This is a genomic window from Clostridium oryzae (genome assembly GCF_002029235.1).
Classification (GTDB): Bacteria; Bacillota; Clostridia; order Clostridiales; family Clostridiaceae; genus Clostridium_AE; species Clostridium_AE oryzae.
Genome location: NZ_MZGV01000001.1, coordinates 68,280 through 93,910, shown reverse-complemented (window position 1 = coordinate 93,910; position 25,631 = coordinate 68,280). Strand labels below are relative to the sequence as shown.

The 25,631-nt window shown below is 34.3% G+C and carries 17 protein-coding genes; all 17 read right to left on the bottom strand.

Translation table 11 applies throughout. The features are described from left to right. Window positions 1-152: 152 nt before the first annotated feature. The 17 genes from CLORY_RS00355 to CLORY_RS00275 all read right to left on the bottom strand — a co-directional run bounded on the left by CLORY_RS00355 (window position 153) and on the right by CLORY_RS00275 (window position 25,630). On the bottom strand, window positions 153-2,342 hold the full coding sequence (locus tag CLORY_RS00355; RefSeq protein ID WP_169911479.1) for an Ig-like domain-containing protein: 2,190 nt from the start codon (window positions 2,340-2,342) through the stop codon (window positions 153-155). Window positions 2,343-2,456: 114 nt separating this feature from the next. Further along, window positions 2,457-5,741: an Ig-like domain-containing protein gene (locus tag CLORY_RS00350; protein WP_079421593.1), complete on the bottom strand. Its 3,285-nt coding sequence runs from the start codon at window positions 5,739-5,741 to the stop codon at window positions 2,457-2,459. Window positions 5,742-6,218: 477 nt separating this feature from the next. Then, window positions 6,219-7,103, bottom strand: a complete 885-nt coding sequence (locus CLORY_RS00345) for a transposase (RefSeq protein ID WP_242954274.1) — start codon at window positions 7,101-7,103, stop codon at window positions 6,219-6,221. A 186-nt stretch (window positions 7,104-7,289) separates the two neighbouring features. Next, window positions 7,290-7,742, bottom strand: coding sequence for a transposase (locus CLORY_RS00340; RefSeq protein WP_242954273.1), 453 nt, complete (start codon window positions 7,740-7,742; stop codon window positions 7,290-7,292). A gap of 249 nt (window positions 7,743-7,991) precedes the next feature. Continuing rightward, on the bottom strand, window positions 7,992-8,252 hold the full coding sequence (locus tag CLORY_RS00335; protein WP_079421590.1) for a hypothetical protein: 261 nt from the start codon (window positions 8,250-8,252) through the stop codon (window positions 7,992-7,994). Between the two features lie 109 nt (window positions 8,253-8,361). Next, window positions 8,362-8,580 (bottom strand): hypothetical protein, encoded by a 219-nt coding sequence (locus tag CLORY_RS00330; RefSeq protein WP_079421589.1) that lies wholly within the window; start codon window positions 8,578-8,580, stop codon window positions 8,362-8,364. Between the two features lie 489 nt (window positions 8,581-9,069). Beyond that, window positions 9,070-12,729, bottom strand: a complete 3,660-nt coding sequence (locus CLORY_RS00325; protein ID WP_079421588.1) for a beta strand repeat-containing protein — start codon at window positions 12,727-12,729, stop codon at window positions 9,070-9,072. A 426-nt stretch (window positions 12,730-13,155) separates the two neighbouring features. Further along, window positions 13,156-13,716 carry a dTDP-4-dehydrorhamnose 3,5-epimerase gene (rfbC, locus tag CLORY_RS00320; RefSeq protein WP_079421587.1) on the bottom strand — a complete coding sequence of 187 codons (561 nt, stop codon included), beginning with the start codon at window positions 13,714-13,716 and terminating at the stop codon, window positions 13,156-13,158. A 9-nt stretch (window positions 13,717-13,725) separates the two neighbouring features. Beyond that, window positions 13,726-14,595 carry a glucose-1-phosphate thymidylyltransferase RfbA gene (gene rfbA / locus CLORY_RS00315; protein WP_079421586.1) on the bottom strand — a complete coding sequence of 290 codons (870 nt, stop codon included), beginning with the start codon at window positions 14,593-14,595 and terminating at the stop codon, window positions 13,726-13,728. Window positions 14,596-14,654: 59 nt separating this feature from the next. Further along, the gene (locus CLORY_RS00310; RefSeq protein WP_079421585.1) at window positions 14,655-16,502 is read right to left on the bottom strand and encodes an N-acetylglucosaminidase; all 1,848 of its coding nucleotides are present in this window, start codon (window positions 16,500-16,502) and stop codon (window positions 14,655-14,657) included. A 240-nt stretch (window positions 16,503-16,742) separates the two neighbouring features. Continuing rightward, a complete protein-coding gene (locus CLORY_RS00305; RefSeq protein WP_079421584.1) occupies window positions 16,743-19,001 on the bottom strand; it encodes an S-layer homology domain-containing protein in 2,259 nt (752 codons plus the stop codon). 184 nt (window positions 19,002-19,185) lie between these two features. Further along, window positions 19,186-20,076: a glycosyltransferase family 2 protein gene (locus tag CLORY_RS00300; protein WP_079421583.1), complete on the bottom strand. Its 891-nt coding sequence runs from the start codon at window positions 20,074-20,076 to the stop codon at window positions 19,186-19,188. 21 nt (window positions 20,077-20,097) lie between these two features. Continuing rightward, on the bottom strand, window positions 20,098-21,063 hold the full coding sequence (locus CLORY_RS00295; RefSeq protein ID WP_242954272.1) for a glycosyltransferase family 2 protein: 966 nt from the start codon (window positions 21,061-21,063) through the stop codon (window positions 20,098-20,100). 70 nt (window positions 21,064-21,133) lie between these two features. Then, window positions 21,134-22,270, bottom strand: coding sequence for a CDP-glycerol glycerophosphotransferase family protein (locus CLORY_RS00290; RefSeq protein WP_169911478.1), 1,137 nt, complete (start codon window positions 22,268-22,270; stop codon window positions 21,134-21,136). A 45-nt stretch (window positions 22,271-22,315) separates the two neighbouring features. Continuing rightward, window positions 22,316-23,536: a CDP-glycerol glycerophosphotransferase family protein gene (locus CLORY_RS00285; protein WP_079421581.1), complete on the bottom strand. Its 1,221-nt coding sequence runs from the start codon at window positions 23,534-23,536 to the stop codon at window positions 22,316-22,318. 143 nt (window positions 23,537-23,679) lie between these two features. Beyond that, entirely contained in the window at window positions 23,680-24,903 is a 1,224-nt protein-coding gene (locus CLORY_RS00280; RefSeq protein ID WP_079421580.1) for a CDP-glycerol glycerophosphotransferase family protein, read from the bottom strand. A gap of 28 nt (window positions 24,904-24,931) precedes the next feature. After that, window positions 24,932-25,630, bottom strand: a complete 699-nt coding sequence (locus tag CLORY_RS00275; RefSeq protein ID WP_079421579.1) for an SDR family oxidoreductase — start codon at window positions 25,628-25,630, stop codon at window positions 24,932-24,934. Window position 25,631 lies beyond the last annotated feature (1 nt).

Here is a 25,631-nt window from a genome sequence, read left to right as displayed (position 1 = left end):
TCCTTAATAATAACTTACCACTACATTATACGATATATCTTTATTTTCATGTCACTATGTTTTTTAATAACAGCTATAAGGTACTGAAACAAACTGTCTCAGTACCTTACAATTATCTTAATTATTTAGATGTATATTTAAAAAGAAATTGCTTACTTTACTACAGTAATTGAACAATAAGCTGTAAAACTTCCATCTTCTGTTTTTACTACAATAGCAGCTGTTCCAGGAGATACTGCTGTAACTACACCGTGTTGATCAACTTTTGCTACTGAATCATTGCTGCTAACCCATGTAACATTTTTAACCGTTGCATTGGATGGTATTATTGATGGTGTTAAAGTAACAGTTCCTCCAACGTTAAGAGTTGTATTGTTAATATTAAGCGTTACCCCTGTTACATTTATGACTTGGGTATCTGAAGTTCCTACATTTATCAAACAAGTTGCAGTGTAACCTCCATCTACTGTCTTAGCTATAATATATGCTGCACCCTTGGAAACACCAGTAATCGTACCATCTTGGCTCACTGTAGCAACTTTTGTATCGCTGCTAGTCCAAACGACAGCCTTCGTTGTAGCATTTGATGGGAGTACAGTAGTTTCTAATTTGATATTGTATCCTAAATTTAAATTCAAACTATTACAGTTAATACTTAAACTCGTTACAGGAACCTTAACTGCTTCCCCTACGGTAACAAAGCATTTTGCACTCTTTGTAGAATCTAACATAGATGTAGCAATTATTTCTGTTGTTCCTTTAGATACTGGAGTTACTTTTCCATCTGCATTTACTGCAGCAACAGCTGGGTTACTGCTTGACCATGTAACACTCTGCATTGAAACATTGTCTGGCTTTACTACCGCTTTTAGCGTTACCGGATCACTTCCCATGGATAATGATAGTGTACTTTGATTTAGCAATACAGACTCAACATTTTCCTTTACTCGTACAACACATAGACTTGAAAATTTTCCATCCGTTGTAGTTGCATAAATAACTGCTGTACCAACAGAAATTCCAGTGACTTTTCCATTACTATCAACTTTAGCTACAGTATCATCGCTACTTGTCCAAGATATACTAGCTTTTGGTGCATCTAATGGATTTACTGTAGAACTTAATACCACATTTTGTCCATCTATAAGTTCTGCATAACTTTTATCTATATCTATAGACTGAATAGTACTAGTTAATTTACCCGTTACTTTTATCTTGCATTTAGCTGAAATTTTACCTGATATATCTTTTGCATATATAGTAGCAGTTCCGCTTGAAATTCCAGTAACAACTCCAGAAGGACTTACTGTTGCTATTTCATTATTACTGCTTGACCATACTGCAATTTTAAAATCTGCACTGCTAGGAGAAAAAGTCGGCTTTAGCTTATATGTCTTTCCAACCTTTACACTAGCACTGCTTTTATTAAGTTTTATTGAACTAACAGGAACTTTAGCAGTAACTTTATTAACTGTTACAGTACAACTGCTAATTTTTGAGTTATCTTGAGCTGACATAGCTGTAATAGTAGCAGTTCCTTTAGATATTGCATATACATTTCCATTAGAGTCTACTGCCGCAACCGCTGGTTTACTACTTTTCCAGCTAATAGCGTTATTTATAACAGTGGCTGGCTTCACCTGAGCAGTTAGTAAAGATGTACTACCTATATTTAAGTTTAATTTTGTTTTGCTCAGTTTAATAGAAGTTATCTTTTCTATTACATTTATTATGCAGCTGCTAGTATAATTTCCATCCACAGTTTTTGCTTTTATTACAGCCTGACCTGTAGAAATTGCAGATACCTTTCCAGTACTGCTTACTTTTGCTACATTTTCATTACTGCTATACCAACTAACTTTAGTCATATCTGCATATTCCGGATCGACTTCTGCTTTAAGTGTAAAAGAGCTTCCTACCGCAATTGTTTCTTGAGAAATATTCATTGATACTCCTGAAACCTTATCAACCTTTGTTCCATCAACTGAAACCAAACAATAATCCACATGGTTTCCATCATAACTTTTAGCAGATATTACAGCTGTTCCTTGAGATAATGGCGTAATTTCTCCTGTTCCGCTGACTTGTGCTACATCTTCATTACTGCTGCTCCAGCTTATGGCTTTATTTGAAGCGTTATCCGGCTTTACCGTTGCCTTTAGTTTACACTTTGTACCCGATGATGTTAAATTTAAAGAATTTGCAGATAATGTCACAGACTTTACAGCTACAATGGAGTTATCATCTGCCAAAACTCTGTATCCACTTCCTTGGAATGCTATAAAAACAAGCATTAACACAGATAAAATAGAACCAAGCTTCTTTTTTAAAAGTTTTTTCATATTTTTCCCCCTCATTATTCTCATTATTTATATAATAACTTTGTAAAATCCATTATTCGATACATTTTAGTTTTAATGGATTATGACATAGTTAATTACATTCTTTATTTTTAATTACGGTTTACTAGGTGTTATGATGACATCTGTTGGAGAAACTATTACCTGAACACTGCATGTTGCTGTCTTAGTAGGGTCTTCCTCTGAGGCTGCAGTTATGGTTACACTTCCACCAGATACCGGTGTTACAACTCCATCGCTATCAACACAAGCCACCATTGGATTACTACTTGTCCATTTAACTTTTTTATCTATTACACTAGAAGGATTTACCGTTGCATTAAGTTTCACTGACGGATCTTTTACATCTAATTGCAAATTTGACTTATCCAAAGTTATACTGTCTATATTTTCATATACAGTAACATAGCAAAACGCAATATAATTACCATCAATAGCTCTTGCTACAATAGTCGTCATTCCGGGAGAAACAGCAGTTATAACACCTTTTTCATCTATTTTAGCTATACTGTTATCCCCGCTTTGCCATGATATATTTTTATTAGATGCGGTAACTGGCTGAACCTGAGCTGCAATTGTATCACTGTCTCCAACCTTTATTCTAGTACTTGTCTTACTAATAGTTATTCCTGTAGCTGCAACTTGATTAACATTTACCAGACAAAATGCACCGTGATCACCATCAACACTTTTGACTAACACATATGTATATCCTTTTGACAGTGCCGTGACATTTCCATTACTATCAACGCTGGCTACAGCCTCATTAGTACTGCTCCATTTAAGCTGTTTATTTTCTGCATTACTAGGAACAACATTAGCACTAAGAGCTGCTTTTTCTCCGATATTTAATGTAACGTTGTTTTGACTGATAGTTACTCCTTTTACACTGTTATCTGGTTTATCAGGTGTTATCTGTCCATCTCCTATAACCGTTACCGTGCAGCTTCCAACCTTAGTGCTGTCCTCTCTGCTGGTAGCTGTAACTGTTGATGTTCCTACGCCTTCAGTTCTAAGTCTTCCGTCATAGTCTACTGAAACTACATAGGGATTACTACTTGTCCATAATACACTTTTATTATTAATTGTAGAAGGATTGAACACTGCTTCTAGTTTTACTGATTTATCGCCGAATTTCATTGTAACTGCTGCTGGATTAACAGAAACTGAATCTATCTTTTCAATTACATTTACGTAACATATAGCTATATGGTTTCCATCTACAGACCTTGCTACTATTGCAGTAATTCCTGTAGATACAGCAGTAATTAAACCTTTATTATCAACCTTTGCTATTCTTTCATCTCCACTAGACCAGACTATATCCTTCACTGTGGATTTTTCCGGCACTACCTCAGCTTTTATGGTTTTAGTTTCACCTTCACGTAAAGTCACATTATTTGAATCTAAGTTAACAGAATTAACTTTTATTATAGGTGCTTCATTTACATTTATTATGCAAAAAGCTACTCGTTCGCTATCTACAGTTTTTACAATAATATATGCAATTCCTTTAGCTATAGCAGTAACATTACCACTAGAATCCACTTTAGCAATTGCATCATTGCTGCTGCTCCAGGTGACATTTTTATTTATTGCATCAGCAGGTTTTATTGTAGGCGTTAAAGAAAGCTTGTCTCCTACATTCATGCTTGCTGTACTCTTATCTAATGTCACGCTCTCCACGCTTTTCTCATGTTCATCACTAACATTAACAATGCAGTTTGCCACTTTAGTGCTGTCTTCAACGGATGTTGCCGTTATGACAGTGGAACCTGCTGATACTGGATGAACTACTCCATTTGGTTCTACATAAGCTGCAATTGGATTACTGCTTTTCCAAACCACATCTTTTATTTTAACATTAGCTGGATTCACCGCAGCGTTAAGCTTAACAGGAGCATCACCAACCTTAAAGCTTAAACTGCTTTTATCTAATATTATGCTATCTATCTTCTCAATTACTTTTACAAAACAGCAATCTAAAAAATTGCCATCTTTACTTATAGCAACCACCGCGGCATTTCCAATAGAAACACCTGTTATCTCACCTTTACTATTAACTTTTAATATTTTCTTATCGCTGCTGCTCCATTTTACCGACTTATCCGTAGCATTTTCAGGCTGAACAGATGCAGTTAGTGAAGTCTTATCACCAACTGTTATCGTAGTTTGATTAGAGCTGAGCTTTACACCTGTTACTTTTACTATAGGTTTTTCACTTATGTTTACTATACAGAAACCTGCATGATATCCATCTGCACTTCTTGCTATTATATATGCCAACCCTTTAGCTACAGCAGTTACATTGCCAGCATCATCAACCTTTGCAATGGAAGCATCACTGCTAAGCCAAGTTACAGTCTTGTTAGAGGCATTTTCAGGAGTTATAGAAGCTGTGAGAGTTAACTTATCGCCAACATACATTTCTTTTCTATCTGGACTTACAGTTATTCCAGTTACACCGGTATCACTTCCTGAGTTAGTAGCATCCGTTACTTCAACACTGCAGGAACCTTGTTTACTATCATCCTCATCGCTGGTAGCAGTTATAGTAGTAGTTCCTTTAGATACAGCATATACTTTTCCATCAGTATCAACACAGGCTGCCATAGGGTTACTGCTTTTCCAGATAACCTTTTTATTTTTAACAGTGCTTGGTGCCACTGTAGCACCAATAATGACTGGCTTATCTCCAACCTTCATACTTAAACTGCTTTTGGATAAATTTACACTATCTATCTTTTCTCTCACATCTATGTAACATAAATCTATATACTTTCCATCAGCCGATCTTGCTAATATTGTTGTCATACCTGCTGAAACACCAGTTACGTTTCCATTGTCATCTACTTTAGCTACCTTTTCATCACCGCTTGTCCACCTTACCTGTTGTACAGTTGCATTTTTAGGTTCAATAGCAGCTTTTAAAGCTATGCTCTCTCCTACTGTAAGCCTAGCAGTATTCTTATCAAGTTTTATACCTGTAACATCTACTATAGGTGCCTTGTTAACATTCACTATACAATAATCCTTATATCCTCCCACAACTGTAGTTGCCGATATTATCGCAACACCTTCAGAAACAGGAGTTACCGTACCATCACTGTCTATTGTTGCAACTGCCGTGTTGCTGCTTGTCCAAGTTACGTTTTTGTTTGTAGCATTGTCCGGCAAAACTATCGCATAAAGCTTTCCTTTTTCTCCTCCTACCGTTAGCATTAGATTATTTGATGAAAAATCCATTCCTCTTGCTTGTATATTTCTGTTACTAGTTAATTTCATTTTCTTATTGCTTGCTGCATAAGTTATTACAGGCAGCTGCATAAATATTAGCATGATAGAAACAAAATATATTATAATTTTTTTTACCCTGTACATACCATATACCCCTTACATTAAATACAATTTTTATATCGTCTGGTTCTATTATACAATATTTCATGATGTTATTTCTACCTCATTTGCCATAATTTAATACTAGTTTACATTTTATACTATAGTAAGATACACCTATAAGACTTTTATTTTATCCTCAGCAATTCCTAATTTAAATTTATATTATCCCCATTAGTGAGCATTATTAGCTTCTTCTCAAAAATTAACTTATCTTACTGTACAGCTAAATTCTTCTCCTATCATTATTCTCTTAATTAACTAATGTCAATACTTTTAACTTGATGAGTATGAGTCTGAGATGCTTAAGACTATGGAGCTTTCATCTTTTCAAAATGCAAAAAGGGGCTGTGAAAAAATGAGTAATCATTTTTTCACGGTTTCTTTTTTTGCAACAAAAAATCTAGGTATCTGCAAAAGGGCATAAAATCCCCCTCCCCGTTAGACTGCTGTATATTTAAGTTATGCTGTCTTCCGAAGCTTCATCTGTTTATTATGATATTTATAAAGGTTATAACCGATAGAGACCAAAAGTATTTCCAGTCGTACAGATTTAATTCCTCTACGTACTATTCTTTTATACCAACGATCATTTTTTATAACTCCAAAGGTACCTTCTGCTTGAATTGATCTGTTCATTCTTAGAAGTGCTCCTTGAATGCTTTCTAGATTCTGAATAACTTCTTCGTGAATGGAGGTTAATTCTCTATTGATTCTTATAGTACGATTTTTATCTGTTTTTTTACACTGCGTTGCATAAGAGCAGCCACTACAGTCTTCACACACATATACTTCTTCCTGGCGTCCATATTGATTTCCACGTACAAGATGACGGTATGCAAGGTGAAATGCCTTGTCATTTGGACATCTCAAAATACCTTCTTTATCTATTTTGAAATTGACAGCACGATAGGGATTATTATGATATTTCTGATCTTCTGTTTCCTTTTTGAACATAGGAAATTTCATGTACTTTTTCATTCCATGTTGCTCACAGTATATGTAATTATTATAAGAACCATAGCCAGCATCAGCTATTGGATATTTAGGATAAAATCCATATGTTTTGTTGAATTGCTCCATCAGTGGGACAAAACAGTCCATATCTGAACGGTATTGATTGACATCCACAACTGCTATGTATTCGTCAACTACACCTACTTGTACATTGTACGCTGGGAGGAGCTGATCATTTCCCATGTAATCTGTTTTTATTCTCATAAATGTAGCGGATTGATCTGTCTTTGAATAACTATTTCGTTCAGGACCACAGATATTCACTTTTTCTATATATTCTTCCAACTTTGTTGTATATTCTTTAAGTTTTTCATACTGTCTTTGTTGCAATGTTTTGTGATGACCTTTTCCATAAACAAAACTAGTTTGATCAACGTTCCATATAGAAGCATATCTGGCGATGATCTCTTTTAATTCATCAGGAACATACTCGACATTCGTCTGTATTTTTAATCCACTCCATACAAGACCATCGTTGATCTCATTGAGAAGAAGTGTGATTTTTTCATATAAACGTTATCTTGACTTTTCGGTTGCTTTTTTCCACACCCAACTGTATTTATTCGCATTCGCCTCAAATTTTGATCCATCAATATATAGATGATTTAGATCAACATTCTCTTCATTAAATATTTTTTCATTTATATCATTGAAAATGTCTTCAATTGAATTGGTTAGCACTTCATTAATAAAATATCCAAATGTTCGATAAGATGGTGTTTCATTGTCCATAAGATACATAAATCTGATATTTACTTTGCAGCTATCTTCAAGTTCTCTAAGCGACATGTAGCCGTTAGTCATAAAGCCGAAAAGTACCGTTTTCAGCATGTTGACGGGATTATATCTAATACGACCAGTTTCATGATCTGGTATTTCGTTCAGATACTTACTTATATCAATTCCCTCCATGAATTCGTCAAATGTCAAAACCGGATCACAAATATCAAGAAAATCTGAAATAAACATTGGCAAAATGCCTTGTTTTGGTTTAAAATAATTTGTGGTTTGATTTTTCATTGCAAAAAAATTTTACCACAAAAAGAGGACTTAAACTCATTTAATTTGAGTTTAAGTCCTCTTTTTGGTTAGGGCGTTTTTTCACAGCCCCTTCTATATTACTCTGCTTGCCTCTGGTAAAATTTTGCACCTCCGAGATGTTTACGAGAGCTTGCTCGAGTTTGCTACATTTTTATTCCACCGACCTTTGATTGCTAGTTATTTTACAGCTTTCAATTTAGCTAAATCCGCATAATTATTGGCCGTAACTACCTCAACTGTAGATAAATCTTTCCTTATAGCCTCTATATTACCTTTTATATGTGCAATATCATTAATCATTTTATCATGTTCTGCTCTATTTACTTCAGCAGAATGCGCAAGAGCATTGACTATCTGATACACTTCATCCTGTCTTGTTTTTACATCCTTTATATCACTTTGAATAGATTTTAATATGCTTAAAATCTCATTGTCCACAGTATCACCACCTTGTATTAATATTATATACTAGCTTAAATTTTTCCTCAATAATTTTATATTAAATTTTGCACCTCCGAGGTGTTTACGAGAGCTTTGCTTGAGTTTGCTACTCGCTAACCACTTTTTTCAAATTAGCAATAAACTTGTGATCTTCTTCCGCTGTCTTAAATGTATTATCTGTATTAATAATAAATTCTTTAATAGCATTTTGATTATTTTCCAATCTATCTAATCTTCCCATTAATTCAATATGGTTGTCATCTATTTTCTTATTTAATTGATTTAGCGCTTCTAAAATTGCATCTTGAAATTCTTTTTTTTCCATATGCTAATCCTCCAAAATTAATCTTGTCACTTGATAATATCATATCCAATTAATTGTTTCAATCGTTATATTCTAGTTCCCATATTCTTTTCTTTCTTTAGAAGACCCTTTTCTTTAATTTTTTTAATCATACCACCAAAAAAAGAACCGCCATCTCTGACGATTCTCTTCTATATTACTCTGCTTGTCTCTGGTAAATTTTTCACCTCCGAGGTGTTTACGAGAGCTTGCTCGAGTTTGCTAACTTATTTTACTGTACAGCTAAATTCTTCTCCTATCATTATTCTCTTAATTAACTAATGTCAATACTTTTAACTTGATGAGTATGACTCTGAGATGCTTACGGCTATGGAGCTTTCATTTTTTCTAAATGCAAGAAGAGAACCGCCACCTCTGACGATTCTCTCTTTTCACCAGCTTGTCACTGGAAATTTTTACACCCCTGGGGTCTTTGCGAGACCGAAGGTTGAGCTTGCTCGAGTTTGCTAATTATTTTACTGAAAAAGTAACTGATGAATTAGTTGCTCCATTTGCAAATGTAACTACATCACCAGAAGCCTTTACGTTAGCACTACTAAATGCTGTCTCTATTTTAGTAGCTATAGTACTAGCATTATCTCCTGCTTTTATATCTACTGTTTTTGTTGTTTGTGTAGTTCCATTATTATAAACTACTGTAGCAGTACTATCTGCAATTGCTGTTCCAGCAATTGTAAGTGTATCATTAGCTGGTGTTGCTGGAGTTGAAGCTACTCCAGGAGTAGTAACAGCAGCCTTTACAAGGTTAGCATCTGGAGTAGTTAATCCAGTAACTTTTAATAAGTCAGCATTATTAGTTGCTGCAGTTGGTTCAGTAAATGTTATTACAGTACCACTAGTAGTAAAGTTATTAATACCTGCAGTAGTCAATGCATTGCCAATATTGGTAGCAATAGCTGAATCTGTATCAGTAGTAGCTATGCTTATATTAGCTGTTGTTTTAGTGCCATAAGTAATTGTGATTGTTTCACCAACAGCTGGTGTTCCAGATATTTGCAATGTTGATACCTGTTTAGTTCCTGTAGTTGCTTCAGTTGCTGCATTATGCTTAGGTGTTGCTGTAACAGCTGCTGCTGCTGCAGTCGCTGGAGTCTTAACAGTAATCTGAGCTGAAGCTCCCTTAGATACAAGTGTAACTTTCAATTCAGTGTTTGCAGTCACAGTACTAGCTTTAGCTGGATCGAATGACAATGTACCATCAGCATTGTATTTTAATGCATTTTTATCAGCATTATCAGTACTGTTAACAACTACATTAACGTCTGTAGTAGCAGGAGCACTCCATACACCATACTGATCCTTACCTATAAGTTTTATAGCTTTATTATCACCAAAAGTAGCAAAATTATAGTAATTTGCATCTGAATAATTTGATACATCTGTTCTAGGAAGAGCATCTGTACCAGTTACAGCTCTCAAAGAAGTATATGATGGTTTAACATTTGATAAAGTTACATCTTTAGTAATAGTCTTAATTCCATCAAGTGTATTAATTTGAACAGTTATTTTAGCTGTCTTTGTTGTTGATTTATCTGGGTTAGAAACGCCAGCATCATACCAATCAGAACCAGTTAATGACCAAGTCTTATCAGTTGAATTATAAGAAGGTGTTAAATATGCACTGTCTGATTTTACATCTACTACGTCTTCTCCATTTAATACATATGAAGTACCAGCTGCATCTTTAGCGCTTACATTTACTTTTTGTGTGTAAGCTGCACCTGCAGTTGCATTTGCATATATTGTAGGTATATCAGCAACACTATAAGTTAATCCAGAAACATTGTTCTTAGAAACTGTTACAGTTGTACTTGCAACACTTACTTCTGAATCCCCCTTCAAAATTGTAACTGTTACTTTATAAGTACCTGTAACACTCTTTCCAGCTGTTACTGGTATTTCATAGATATCTTTTACATCGGTTTTTGTTGTAATTGATGAAGTTAATCCATCTTTATCTCCAGATACCGTAGTTACATCAACCTTATAAGTATAATCTGTATTATTATATGAGGCTTTGCTTACATCTATTTCTGAATCATACTGATCTTTAAACTTAAATTTCAGTTTAGCTGTAGCTCCTTGAGTTAATGTTACAGCATCTGCTTTTGATACTGAAGCAACTTTTCTAGGATCTTCTACTTTATATGCTTTAGTTGCAGTCCCTCCACCTAAAACAGAAACTAACATATTGCCTGCAGTCTTAGTAGCTTTATTAGTTGTATTTCCTGACTTACTTTGAACTAACATTCCATAAGTCTTACTGTTCTTATCAGTATCTACTACTAACTGTCCTAAATTTTCATCACCTGAAAGATGATCTTCTATATTTTTAGCATCACCAGCAATATCTGCTTTACTCATTTCATTTCCAAACTGATCTTTAACTGTTATTGGAACAGAAACATCTGTATCTCCATCAGCTATTGTTGTTTTATTGAAATCACCAAAAGTTAATGAATATGCTTTAGGTGCATCTACAACGTTAAAATTCTTTGTCCAAGTCTTACCAGTTGCTATATTATCTATAGTTATAACATAAGTTCCAGCAGGTGTATTATATGTTTTTGTATCAATAACTACTATCGGTTTACCATTTGCATCTGAATCAAGTGTAGCTCCTATATTATCTGCTTTAAATATCTTTATTGAATTATTTAAAACATCTTTATCAGTAATAGTATTTCCATACTGATCTTTTGCAGTTATTGGGAATGATACTGCTGTGGAAAGTTTAGTCTCAATTCTTGTTTTACCTGTTGGAAGAACATCATCTCCAAAAGTTAAATCTGAAATTGAAGCAGCGGCAGCAACATCAAGAGTAGCAGTAGCATTTGCACCACTTGCGGTATTAACTAAAGTTACTACTGCAGTCTTATCTGTATCAAGAATTGCTGGTGTGCTTCCTTTCTTAGCGACAGTTGCTGTTCCTTTATCTGGGTGTAATGTTATCGTTGCTTCAGTTGAACCAATAACTGCACTTGTACTAAATGTACTTGCAGCAGTTTTTGCAGTTATATCTGTACCATACTGATCTGTTACTTTGTAACTAAATGTTGCTGAGTTACTTGTAGCTGGATTTCCAGTTGGAGCTACTTTAACCAATTGCTTAGAAGTAATCTCTATCTTAGCAACCTTCTGAGCTTCAACTTTAACTGTTCCAGAATTCTTTGTTGCTGAAACATTATCGCCTTTAGCTGTTACTGTATAAGTAGTAGCTGTAAGGTTTGATTCCTGAGCTAATGTAGCTACAGTCTTCTCTGTATTCCAAGTAACTGTAAGTCCTGTTACTGCAGTCTTTGTAGTATCACCCTTCTGAACATCAAATGAAACCTTGCTTGTGTCAGCAACTGGTCCATTGAATGTTACTTGTAATGATTTAGCAGTATCAGCTTTAACTGTTGTAACTTCTAAAGCTGAAACAGTAACTTTAACGCTTGCAGTTAAAGTAGTTGCTTTATAGTATTTAGTGCTTGGCACTGTTAATTTGCCTGTTATTGCTGTATCTCCTGCTTTAGTTCCATCGAACTTTGCAGTATCCCATGCAACGTTAGCAGTAGTAGTTGTACCATTGCTTAATGTTACATTTACAGTAGTAGGAAGTCCTAGCTTATCAGCTGTTGTTCCTAAAGCAACTGTCTTGTCAGCAACTGCAGCTACTGATTTAACTGTAGCTCTTGCAGCATCAAGTGACTTCTGATATGTTTTAGCACTTGATTTTACAGTTTTTATAGTTGATTTTGCTAAAGCATCTACTAATTTCTTAGCGGAATTGTAATCTGCCTTGTTCTGACTCTTCTTGAACTTTGAAACAGCAGATTTAACTTTGCTATAAACAGCTGTTTGAGCTGCCTTCAAAGTTTTCTCTAATGCTTTAACCTTCTTAGTATTGTCTAATTTAGTCTTTGCTTTAAGTGTTTTTATTGCCTTAGTAGCGGCATCAACACTTGACTGAGTTTTTGAGCTTTTAGCCTTTGCAACAGCCTTCTTAGCATCATTGTAGTAGCTAGTAGCTGATTTAGCGCTAACTGGCACTGCAGTTGAAACAACTCCTAATGCTAATGTTGCTGACAATGCTCTGCTCATAGTCTTTTCAACATTTTTGTTCATTATAAAGATACCTCCTATTTAGATAAAATAAATAAATTTATTATAAAGCCCAAAACTGATTAAGGCTTATAAATACAATTAGGCAGCCAAAGCTGCAACTTCCTTAGGTAGTTTTACATTACCATATGTAAACATTTAGAAACCTATTTACCTTTTATGGTCTTTTAAAACTACTATAACAATTATAATACAGGCTGTAAAGTTTGTCCACAATTTTTTTACTTTTTTTTACCTGTAAATCACTACATTGGGTTGTAGTTTATATATTTCTTTTATATGAAATAGTTGCTAAAACATATTATACAATAACTGAATTGGATATTCAATTTGTTTTATCATAATTATGGTTAATGTAATAATTTCTTAATAATATTATGGTAATAGATGGACGATATTCCACATAGTATACACATTTTTTCATAAATTTTAGAAGAAATTTAACTGTTGTTCCGAAAGCCTCTGTGCTTTCCTGTCTTTATCGGATAAGATCGGTACTTGGTCTTCTTCAAGAGGCCACTTTACATTTATACTCTCGTCAGCCCAATATATTCCTCCCTCATATTCAGGAGTGTAATAATCTGTACATTTATAATTGAAGACTGCTGTTTCAGACAACACTAAAAAGCCATGTGCAAAACCTTCTGGTATATAAAATTGTTTTTTATTTTCTGCAGACAGCACTACACCTTCCCACTTTCCATAGGTAGGTGAAAATTTTCTCAGGTCTACTGCTACATCAAACACTTCCCCCTCTGTAACTCTTACCAATTTTCCCTGGGAATGTTTCTTTTGAAAGTGAAGTCCTCTAAGTACACCTTTTTTTGATCTTGATTCGTTATCTTGTACAAATTCCATTTTTAGTCCTGCCTGGACGAAATCCTTTCTATTGTAACTTTCCATAAAATAGCCTCGTTCATCTCCAATAATCGTAGGCTCTATTACATAAACCCCCTCTATAGAGGTTTCATTAAATTTGAATTTTCCCATTGTTCTCTGTCACCTTTCCTCAGTTATATCTATAAGATATTGGCCATAGCCGGTTTTCAGCAGCGGCTCTGCCAGTTTTCTTACTTCTTCTTTGCCTATCCAGCCGTTTCTATATGCAATCTCCTCTAAGCATGCAATATATATACCCTGATTGCTCTGCATAGCTTCTACGAAGTTTGATGCCTTAAGCATAGAGCTGTGAGTACCTGTATCCAGCCATGCCATACCTCTTCCAAGCTTATCTACCTTCAGCTTTTTCTGTTCCATATAGATTCTGTTAATATCAGTTATCTCTAATTCTCCTCTGGCAGATGGTTTAAGGTTCTTAGCTTTCTCTACAACTGTATTATCATAGAAATATAGTCCTGGAACTGCATATTTGCTCTTAGGTTTTTCTGGTTTTTCTTCTAATGATATTGCATTACCTTCCTTATCGAATTCTATAACTCCATAAGCCGTTGGATCTTTCACATAGTATCCGAAGATCATGGCTCCTTCCTCAAGTGCCATTCCTCTTTTAAGATGATCAATAAAGCTCTGACCCCAGAAGATATTATCTCCAAGTATCATAGCTACATTATCTTCGCCGATAAAATCCTCTCCTATTATAAATGCTTCAGCCAAGCCATTAGGTTTCTCCTGCACTGCATACTTAACAGATATTCCTAATTCAGAACCATCCTTGAACAGTTCCTCAAATCCCTTTATATCCCTTGGTGTGGATATTATGAGTATGTCCTTTATACCAGCCAGCATTAAAATAGACATTGGATAATAAATCATTGGCTTATCGTATATTGGAACCATCTGTTTTGACATAGCTTTAGTAACAGGATATAGTCTTGTACCGGACCCTCCTGCAAGTATTATGCCTTTCATATAATCACTCCTCTTCTTCTCATGTATTCTTAATTATGACCATCTTACAAGAATATATACTATTTAGTAAATTTCGGAACCTCGAATACAAGAACTGGGTTCTTCATTTTATCTACAATATCCTTTATATATTTAGTCTGATTATATGCCCAGTATATATCTGTAGCATATTCATGGTCAGGCCTGCAGCTGTTTTCAGCAAAATTCCATTTCATTTTGTACAGCGTATATTGTTTATTTGTACTGCTCTGAATATAATATGTAGAAATAAATTCTGCTCCGCCGACTATAGCTTTATCTACAGAATACCAGCCTTCCTTATAGGCCCTTTCTGACCCGTTCTTAACTGCCTTTCCGTCATTTGCTCCAATGCCGTACATATTATAAACTATTTTACCTTCTACAGCCTTTCCGCCTGCAGAGCTTACCTTTACGCCATTAGCAAGCTCTGATGTTCCTTTATCCGTTTCATGTATAGCATGAGCTGCTAAATATATAGGGTTTACATGGTATTTTTTTGCAGCCTTTAAAAATGCACTGCCGTGACCCTCCAAAATTCCCATATGCTTAAGTGCTGCGTTTAAATCACCGGCTTTTATGCCCGATGCATAGTTAAGCATGAGAAACATAAACCTGCCCTGAGGATCTTTAACATAATTTGACGGACTCATAGCATCATAAAGCTCATCTTTGCCAGCCTCCTTTGTTGAGTTACCCACAAAGTTTTTTTCTCTCTCATACTGCCCATTTACATAGCTATGAAAGGAATTTGAATATTTCTTGTATTTCACTGCACCATTCATATTAAATTTAAACTTTTTTGAAATTGTTATGTCATCCAAATCTGTTGAACGTACCTCCAGTGTATGCTTTCCTATAGGCAGTGTAGTAATATCAAACTTCAGCCTGTAGCCTGCATTTGCTGCTCCTTTATAAAGTTTTAAAACATCCTTAGCAGCCGAAGTTGCTATACCTATCGCTGCTTTTCCCTTAGCTTTTCCGTCAAGATATACAGCCACGTTATCTATACCGCTGGCTCCTACGGACCATCCTTTTACAGTAAGCTCAGCAGTATTTATGCTTTTACTTGCTTTAGGGCCTGTTATCCTAAGCTTAGGTGATGGTTTATTATAAACTGTATGTATAGCCTGAGAATACTTCTTTCCATTATTTTCCCAAACTTCTATTGTAATTGTATGTCTGCCTCTTTTCTGTGAACTCATATCTAATACATATTTAAACCCGCTGTTTGCAGCATTAGAATATTTAGGATACTTAGCTGCTATATCCTGCCTTTCCATATTTAGCTGAGCAAAGTCCCAAAAGATTCCGTCCACATATACATCTATCTCTTTTGTGCCAGCTGCACTCAAGGCATATCCAGAGATCGTCATATTATATCTATTTGTACTATAATGATTCTTAGGTTTTTCAATGGCAAACCTAGATGCTTGTCCAGAATATTTAAAGTTTCTGACAGTAGTCACTGTTTTATTATCTGAAGTAGTAATCTTTACCTTTATACTATGTTTACCCTTGTCCATATTTAAAGTATCTATTTTATAACTGTAACCGGTCTTTATCTTACTGCCATATTGATGATATTTTTTTGCTATATCTAATCTAGCAATACCTGTTTTAGCATTTCCTTTAAGTTTACCGTCAACGTAAACGGTTGCGCTCTTTATTCTTTTTCTACTGAGAAAATAGCCTGACAAGGCTATACCATCATTGTCTGTTACCTCAGCCCCGTTTTCAGGAGACTCAAGCCTATTTATATCCTTTAGCACCGAATATTTTATTTTTTTAATCTTATGCTTTTCAGCTGCATAGGTTTTAGTGTTAACTCCAGCCGCTATAAAAAGCATAAGCATAAATACAACCACAATGAAATGATGTTTTCTCAACTTTCCTCACCCGTTTACCTTAAAACTAACAGGGTTTTAATGATGGCAATTTAGGTAACACCACCAATAAAACCCTTATTTACCCTTGGTTCATATAGAAATATTTTCACATACTTCCAATACCATTATACACAATAGTTGAACTTAATGTCTACCTTTAAAAAGATACTACCTGAAATTCCGCTTCCCACTAAACTCTCTACTCTTCTCTTTACTCTTCTCTTTACTCTTTTCTCTTCCTTATCCTTGTATTTTATTCAATATACTGTAAATCCCTACTGCAGCCTCTACCATTGTAGCATTGTCCTTTGGTCTTATAGTATTATTGCTTTCCTTTAATATTCCAAATGCATCGGCCATAGTAACAGCACCTAGTTTCGATGAATCTACGCTGGCTGCATCAGAAGCATTCAGCTTAAATATATTATTGTTATTTGAAATATCTGTATAGCCGAGTACCTTCATAAATACTACTGCCATATCTTCTCTTGATATAGGTGCACTTTCATTAAAGTTTCCATCTGAATTATCCAAAAATCCGTAGTAGACTGCCAGCTGCAGATATTTATAAGAAGCGCTTCCGCTTTCTACATCCTTGTATTTAAGGGTTGGAGCAGCATTGCTTAATGCATAGGTATCATAGCCTTTTGCATTTACAAGCATCTTAAAGAAATCAATCTTTGTAATGCTCTTAGTCATATCAAAGGTAGATGTATCGATTATTCCCATATAGGCAAGATCTGTAAGTGCATCTGCATACTCAGAATTCTTCACCTTATTCAAAAAGTCCTGAGATATCTCTGGTAATTCATAGCCGTTGTTGTCTAAAAACTTTCCTGTATTAGCATCAATATAATGATAATAATTTCCGCTCTGTTTATCTATAAGCGTATAGTTAAGTGTATACTTTCCTTTAACGTTACTGCAGGTAAGTACTGGAGTGTACTTTGTAAAAGCTATACCAATTGCATCGTTCTTTGTCTTTATATTTTCTGGAGGCAGATGTCTCAAATTTTTAGTCCAGTTCTGGCTAAAACCTGATACACTTCCATCCTTCTTATCAATACTTACTTCTATGGAATTATCAGCATAAGGTATTCCATTAATGAGTCTTGTGAAGCTAAAAGAATAATAATTACCTGTATCGTCACCCTTTATAGTGGTATATACCTGTTTTGTATCAATGAGCTTCATCTTTTCAGGATAATATTTTGCCAGCAGATTAATAGCCTCTTTATAAGCCTTATCTAAGCTTACTTTAGCTTTGACCTTACTATCTTCATTATTATAATGAGATAGATTTAATATAGTCTCAGTTTTAGCATCTATACTTATGCTGAAATAATTATAATCTTTACTTTTGCCGCTCTTCTTATAGAATTCAGCTCTCCATATACCGCTGTCTGTCCCAAAATAACTGTTGTCTTCACCCTTACTGTAACTTAAATTAGAAATTGTATATCCTTTACCGTATAGTGTATTTATATATTTTTTTATAACCTTCTTAGCTGCTTCGTCACTTATTTCTTTCTCATGATAAACAGGAGTCGAGGCCTTTTTTATCCAAGCCTCTCTTTCAGCTTTTGTAAGGTCCTTAGTCACTGTTATTGTGTTTGTTCCATTATTAACATTAATAAACTTCCCTGTTTTAGCATCTACACTATACCCGTTTACATCAGCTATATCATACACGAGTTTTGTGTCTTGAACGTTCGAATCTCCATTATAATTATATTTATCATTGTAAGCCATATATCTAAGTTCAGCGTTCATATTTTTCTTAAAAGCAGCTAATGCCGCATCACTGGATATTACCTTTGATGTATCCGGCAGCTTAAAATTCTTATCCCAGCTAATATCAAAGCCTACAATATCGCCTGTATGATCATCCACTTCAATGTTTATATAGTTATCATTACAAAGCACACCATTCTCAACCCTGCGGAAGTCATAATAATAATTATCTGAGTTATATATATCTAATGTGTTATTTAAAAGCTGACAGTCTTTTGCCTTATCAGCAAAGAATTTATTTAAAAAATCCTGTGCTTTTTGCTGTGCCTTTTCTTTAGAATAAGTTCCTGTTGAATTGTTTCCATCATCCTTAAATTCATATTTTCTAATTCCAAAAACCTCTCCGGTATTTGCATCGATATTAGCAGATATATTTAATCTACTGCCTTTTTCTTTCTTAGTAAGCTGTAGGTTCCAAGCATAGCCGCCATCATATCCAGACTTTGAAAAGTCAAAGCTCACACTGAACTCATCAGTGTCTACTGTATAATTAAAATAATCCTTAACGGCTGCTACAACAATTTGCAGTGCTTTTTCTTCACTTATAGTTGCTTTTTGCGCTTGTTCCTTCATAGATGAATTAAATTTTTCTATTACCCTTGGTGTGTTTCCCTTCGCATAAACTTTGCTAGGATAGCTTACACCTAAGCAGGTTGCCATAACCAAAGCTGCAGTAATTATAGAGGCTGCTTTTTTTCTTATCATTTTTCATTTCCCCCTCATCAATATCTACTACATATATAACGAACAAATTTAGTTACGTTATTCATTAATATATACGATGATAATTTTAGTTAGTTCTGGATTTTTTGGATTCATAGGAAATATTTTTTGTAAAAAAAGAACCGCCATCAATCTGACGATTCTATATATTACCTATCGTATTAATTTATCTTTTAAACACATTAACAAGCATAGTCAGGCCGCACTTAAGCCAAACTCCTGCATACACTGCAGCAGTTACAAATATATTGTAATGCTGTCTGTAATTCTTCTCATAGAACTGCAGCATCGTCTTATGAAACTGATAAATGGTTCTATACTTTCTCTTCTTGCCGCTCTCGCCTTTAAGATGAAGCATCTTAACCTCAGGATAATAAATAATCTTCCAGCCAGCCTTTTTAATTCTATAGCACCAGTCTATATCCTCAGCATACATAAAGAAACGTTCATCCAAAGCTCCCACAGTATCTATGACTTCACGTCTTACCATCATGAAAGCTCCGGTAAGTGCATCAACTTCATTTATTTCGTCAATGGGCAGATAAGACATATCATACTTGCCATACTTCTCTTTGTTTTTAAAAATTTTATCCAGCTTAAGCATATAATAAAGAGATGCAGAAGGAGTTGGAAACCCTCTTTTGCAGGCATGATCCAAGCTTCCGTCCTCTAAAACCACTTTAGGTCCCATAGCCCCTACCTGTTCATTTTTATCCATATATTCAATACATTTATCAATAGTTCCTTCATATACTATAGTATCTGAATTCAAAAGCAGAACATACTCACTATTGGATACCTTTATGGCTGCATTATTGCCTTTAGCAAAGCCAACATTATCTTTATTAGCGATAAACTTTATTCTTTTTTCGTTTGAGTATCTTTCCTTTAGATGCTCTAAACTTCCGTCTCCGGAATTGTTATCTACCAAAAATATCTCATAGGCTTCGTTTTTTACAGTATTCAATACAGCATCTATTGTTTGAGCTGTAAGTTTTTCTGTCTTATAATTTAATATTATAATGGAAAGTTTTTTTTCATATATCTTCTCGTTCATATTTATATATCCTTTTCTACGTTATACAAAAAACATTTTCACTGTATTCCCTATTAACTCTAATTCTATCCTTACATAATTAATAAGATTTTTCAACTTAAATTTTGTCTTTTTAATCTTTCTTAGACCCGTAAAAGCCTGAAACAATCCTTTCAAATACTCCTTTGAAAGTCCTTTAGGTAAAAAATAGATAATTTTTACTAAGGCTCCTGCAATTATAAAGGGCAGGTTTATAAGTATCTGGAGCAGCGGCATATTCTTATATATAACATAGATATTGTTTCTTGCTGCTAAGGCCACCTTAAATGCATTGTGTCTGCTACCGCTAGTGGCACTTCCTATATGATACACAAGTGCCTTAGGGCAATAAACATTCTTATACCCCTGCACTTTTGCCCTATAGCCCAGGTCCATATCCTCTAGATATGCAAAGAACTGAGTGTCAAAACCGCCAATCTCTCTAAGCACCTCTGTAACATAAAGGCTTGCTCCTCCGCAGGCACTGAATATATTTCTTTCATCTGTAAAACTATTAACTGTCTTTCCGTCTCCACGTTTTATCGCCCATCCGACAATAGTGTACAGGTCACCTGCATCATCAATCTTTTCCGGTTCCTTGTACCTTATCATCTTGCTTGACACAGAAAACAGCTTTTTCTGCCTTTGTGCAGTAGTTATCAGTTCTTCAATAACCTTATCCTCACAGATTGTGTCATTATTTAAAAGAAATATATATTTTCCTTTAGCCGCTTGTATTCCCTGATTCACAGCACCGCTGAACCCTAAGTTTTTATCATTTATAATAAGATTCATAGATAGTTCCTGCTGATATTTTCTTATTATGTCCATACTTTTATCTATAGAAGCATTATCTATAACTACAGTTTCAAAATCCTTACAGCTTTGCTTTGTAAGTGATTTTAGACACTCCTCAATATAGACTTCCCCATTGTAGTTCGGAATCACGACAGATACGCTAATTGCCATTTGTTTACCTCTCCATTTACTTATATGAATAATTTCCTATAATTTTAGTTTGTTTCAGAGCTTCTATACCTCAAAGAAACATTTCAATAAATCTTTCTGTTGAACTGCCATCAAAATAATCGTTATACTTTTTTACGAAGCTCTCAAGTTTATCCATATTATAATCATGTTCAGCTATTACTCTTATGAGCTGATCCATATCGCTCACAACAGAACCTGGTACAAAATCCTTATATGGATAGTAGAAACCCCTAAGCTGATTTTCATATTTTTCAAGATCATAGGCATAAAAGATTATTGGTTTTTTCAATATGGAATATTCAAATATTATTGAAGAATAATCCGTAATCAGCATATCACTGATTAATAAAAGATCGTTTATTTCTTCATAATCTGAAAAGTCATACAATAATCCATGCCAATGGTTTTCTAAAATGAAATTCTTTTTAACAAAAGGATGAAGTCTGAGTAAAACTACATATTCCCTTCCAAACTGCTTAAAGAACTTTTCAAAGTCAAATTTAAGTTTAACATTGGTAGTTTCATCATCTCTAAAGGTTGGTGCATAAAGGATGATCTTCTTATCTTTAAGCTCAGGAAAAGCTCTGTAAAAAAATTTCTTTCTCGAAGCAATTTCCTTTTCGTTAAAAAATATATCCGTACGAGGGAGCCCGCTTGGGTACACCCTATTATGCTTCATATTAAAAGCCTTTGCAAATATCGGTTTGATGCTCTCACTGTTTACTATCAAATGAGTATAAGTGCTGTCTGCTCTTTCCTCTAACTTTCTCAGCTCTCCATTTGCTGGTATATCCATTCCGAATTTTTTAAATGCTCCTGCTGAATGCCATAATTGTATTACTTTAGCTTCTCTTTTATATCTAAAATAAGCAGCAGGTAAAAAAACATTGTCTAATATAACATACCCTGAAGTAGCCAGATGAAAGTTTTTAATGATAAAAAATCTTACAAAGTGTTTCATAAGACTCGAAAAACCTTCTGACCTATTAAATTTGTAATCCTCTCGTTTTATGAAATAAGTTCTGTAAGGTAATTTCTTAGCTTTTATCTGATTATAAATCATGCCGATGTTACCATGACTGCTGGTATCATGAGTTGCTATAAATGTTATCTTATCGCTTTTTAAAGGGCACATTTTGAATATGTTAAACAGTATAGAAAAAAGTATATAGAAAAATTTCTTCATATAATAATTAGCTCTGCACATTTCTCTGTGCAGAATCCTCCAGTCTTACTTTATGATATTATTGATAATATAGTCCACCTGCTTTTCTGCAACCTTCTGCTGGTTTTCTGGTGAATAAAAAATGTTAAGCACTCTTTTTCTCTCAGCCACATAGTCATCTTTCCCATCAACTGTTAACTTAAGTGAAATCATCAATTGCTGAAATGTAGTCACCTTATCTCCAGGAGTCACATCATTATATTCAAAATACATCTCCCTATCACTTTCTATGTATTCATGATAATCATAACAATAGAATATTATGGGTCTGTCAAGCATCAAAAAGTCTGCATAACAGCTTGAATAATCAGTAACAAGAATGTCTGCATATTTAAGTAAAAGCTGGGCATCAATATCCCATTCACTGACATCTATAATATCAGCATAGTTATTGTCTACTGCTATATTACCATATATGTGAGACTTTATAAGGAATTTATATTTATTTTCATTACAAAATTTTTCTAATACATCAAAATCGATAATTTGATCCATGTATATATCGCTCTTACCATCATTTCTATGAGTAGGCATATATAGAATTGTCTTATGACCTTTTATGTAATCAATATAATTATTATTGATATTTTCATCTTCAAAAAATACATCATTTCTCGCCTGACCAAGTTCTAAAACCTCTTCAGGCTTTAACATGAACGTCTCAGGATAATAGGATGTTGTTCCAGGCCCTGTAGACATTATATAGTTTTCCTTAGCCTGAGTAAATTTACAAAATTGAAGCATTATATGTCTCTTCAATCTATTGGGCTCGTGCAAAGCCTTATATGAATAAGTATTTCTATTTGCGGCCCACAGCTTTTTAATGCCGGCTCCATGCCAGGTATCTATGGATGTAGCACCGCCTAAGAACATACTGCTGAAATCATTGTTTATAGAATGTGAATGTATAAAATATTTAGCTCTAAGCTGATAATACACTCCTTTTAAGGATCTGTGATAGTAGCAGTCATAGCCCAAAGCTCTGCTTTTAACTACACTTTCCTTATCCTTAAGTACCCAAATCAGTCTGTACCTGCCTCTTTTTTTTATTGCTTCATATAAATATTTCGGATTATCCCCTATACTTTTTCCGTTTTGCGAACCGAAAACTATCAGGTTTTGATCTCTTACGGAAAGCTGGCTTATATCATATATTAACAGTACCAGAATTCTTTTTATTGTATTAAATATATTCATAAAGAAAGTCTTTAGTGTGTGTTTTTCCATTAATACTTTTCCCCGTTCTATAGACACTCAAAATGTCTTTATGCTCCATATCCCAAATGCATAATCTGCCTTATCTTAGGATATGGAGCAATAAAATAATCTTTTTATTAAGCAAAACCTAGAACAGTTCTGCATTATAAGTTTTATCTTTTTATTATATTAGTTAAAATATAATCAACCTGCTTTTCAGTAACTCTGCCTTGATTTTCAGGAGAATAAAATATATCAAGTACCCTCTTTCGCTCGGCTTTAAAAAAGTCACCGCCAACTGCTGTAAAATTAAGAACAGTCATGAGATTTTCAAAACTTCTTACCTTCTCACCCGGAGTTACATCATCATATTCAAAATACATTTCTCTGTCTTTTCTTATATACTTATTATAATCATAACAATAGAAAATAACCGGCCTATCTAACATTAAATAGTCTGTATAGCAGCTGGAATAATCCGTTATAAGTACATCTGCATATTTAAGAAGCAGCTGTGCATCTATATTCCATTCGCTAGCATCGATTATATTGTCATAATTTTCATCCAGCGATATATGACTATAAATATGAGCTTTTATTACAAATTTGTAATTGTATTTTTCACAAAAAGCCTCAAGCCTTTCGAAATCTAATACCTCTTCAACACCGCTGTCACTCTTGCCTTTATTTCTGTGAGTAGGCATATATAGGATTACTCTATTATCTCTCATGAAATCCAAATATGCATTGCTGATTTCATCCTCTTTAAAGAAGATATCATTTCTTGCTTGGCCAAGTTCAATAACATTCTCTTCCTTAGTTAGGAAAGTTTCAGGGTAATACGAAGATACCCTAGGGCTAGTAGAAATAACATAATTATGTCTAGCCTGATTAACTTTACAAAAGCCAAGCTTAACATACCTTTTTATAGGATTCTTCTCATGAACTGCCTTGTAAGAATATGTTCTTTTATTGGCACCCCATGCCTTTTTAAGGCCAACACCATGCCATGTTAATATGGAGGTTGCTCCGCCTAAAAACATATTAGCAAAATCATTGTTTATCGAATGAGAATGTATAAAATATTTGGCTTTAAGCTGATAGTATATGCCTTTAAGTGACTTATGATAGTAACATTCATAGCCTAGTGATTGATTTTTTCTTACGTTCTCTTTATCTTTTAAAATCCAAATTAGTCTGTATATAGCTCTTTTCTTTATTTCATTATATAAAAACTTAGGATTATCACCTATATCTGTACCATTCTGTGAACCAAAAACTATCATATTCTTATCCCTTATAGAGAGTGCAGATAGATCATAAATAATTAAAACTATGGTCTTCTTAATCCTTCTAAAGGCTCTTATAATAAATTTTTTAGTCGCTGATTTTTTCATTTCACCCGTTCCCCATTCTATAAAGCCATTAAACCTGCTGTCTTATGGTAATGTCCTGGCCATCCAAGCAATCTCCCATATCTGACAGTAGATTTCTTACTACTACAGCTACATCTTCAGGTTGCATTATTGTTGTAGGATCTTCATCTGGTGCAAGTATCTTTCTAAGTTCAGTTGCGCATCTTCCAGGAGAAATACAATATACTTTTATTCCATATTCCTGAAGTTCTGCTGAAAGTGTCTTTGATATGCTTATTACAGCTGCTTTTGATGCTGCGTATGCAAGCCAGCCTGGTCTTGCACTTGAACCTGCTGTTGATGCTATATTAAGTATCTTTCCGCCTGTCTTTTTCATTACCTTTACTACTTCTCTTATAATGAAAAACATTGAGGTTACATTTACTGCAAATGTCTTATTCCAATTTTCAACTGAAGTCTCAAGCAGCGGCTGAGGATCTGCATATCCTGCACAGTTTACAAGATAATCTATAGTTCCGTATTCCTTTGCTACCTCTTCAATAAGTTCTTTTGCTACGTCCAAATTTTCAAGATCTACTGCATAGATTTTTATTTTCTTTTCTTTATTCATCATTTCATAAGTTTCTTCAAGTGCCTTCTTGCCTCTTGAAATAATTACAAAATTATCTATATTTTTGCTCTCACTAAGTTTTACAGCTATCTGTCTTCCTATGCCTCTGCTGGCACCAGTTATTATACAAGTACTCATA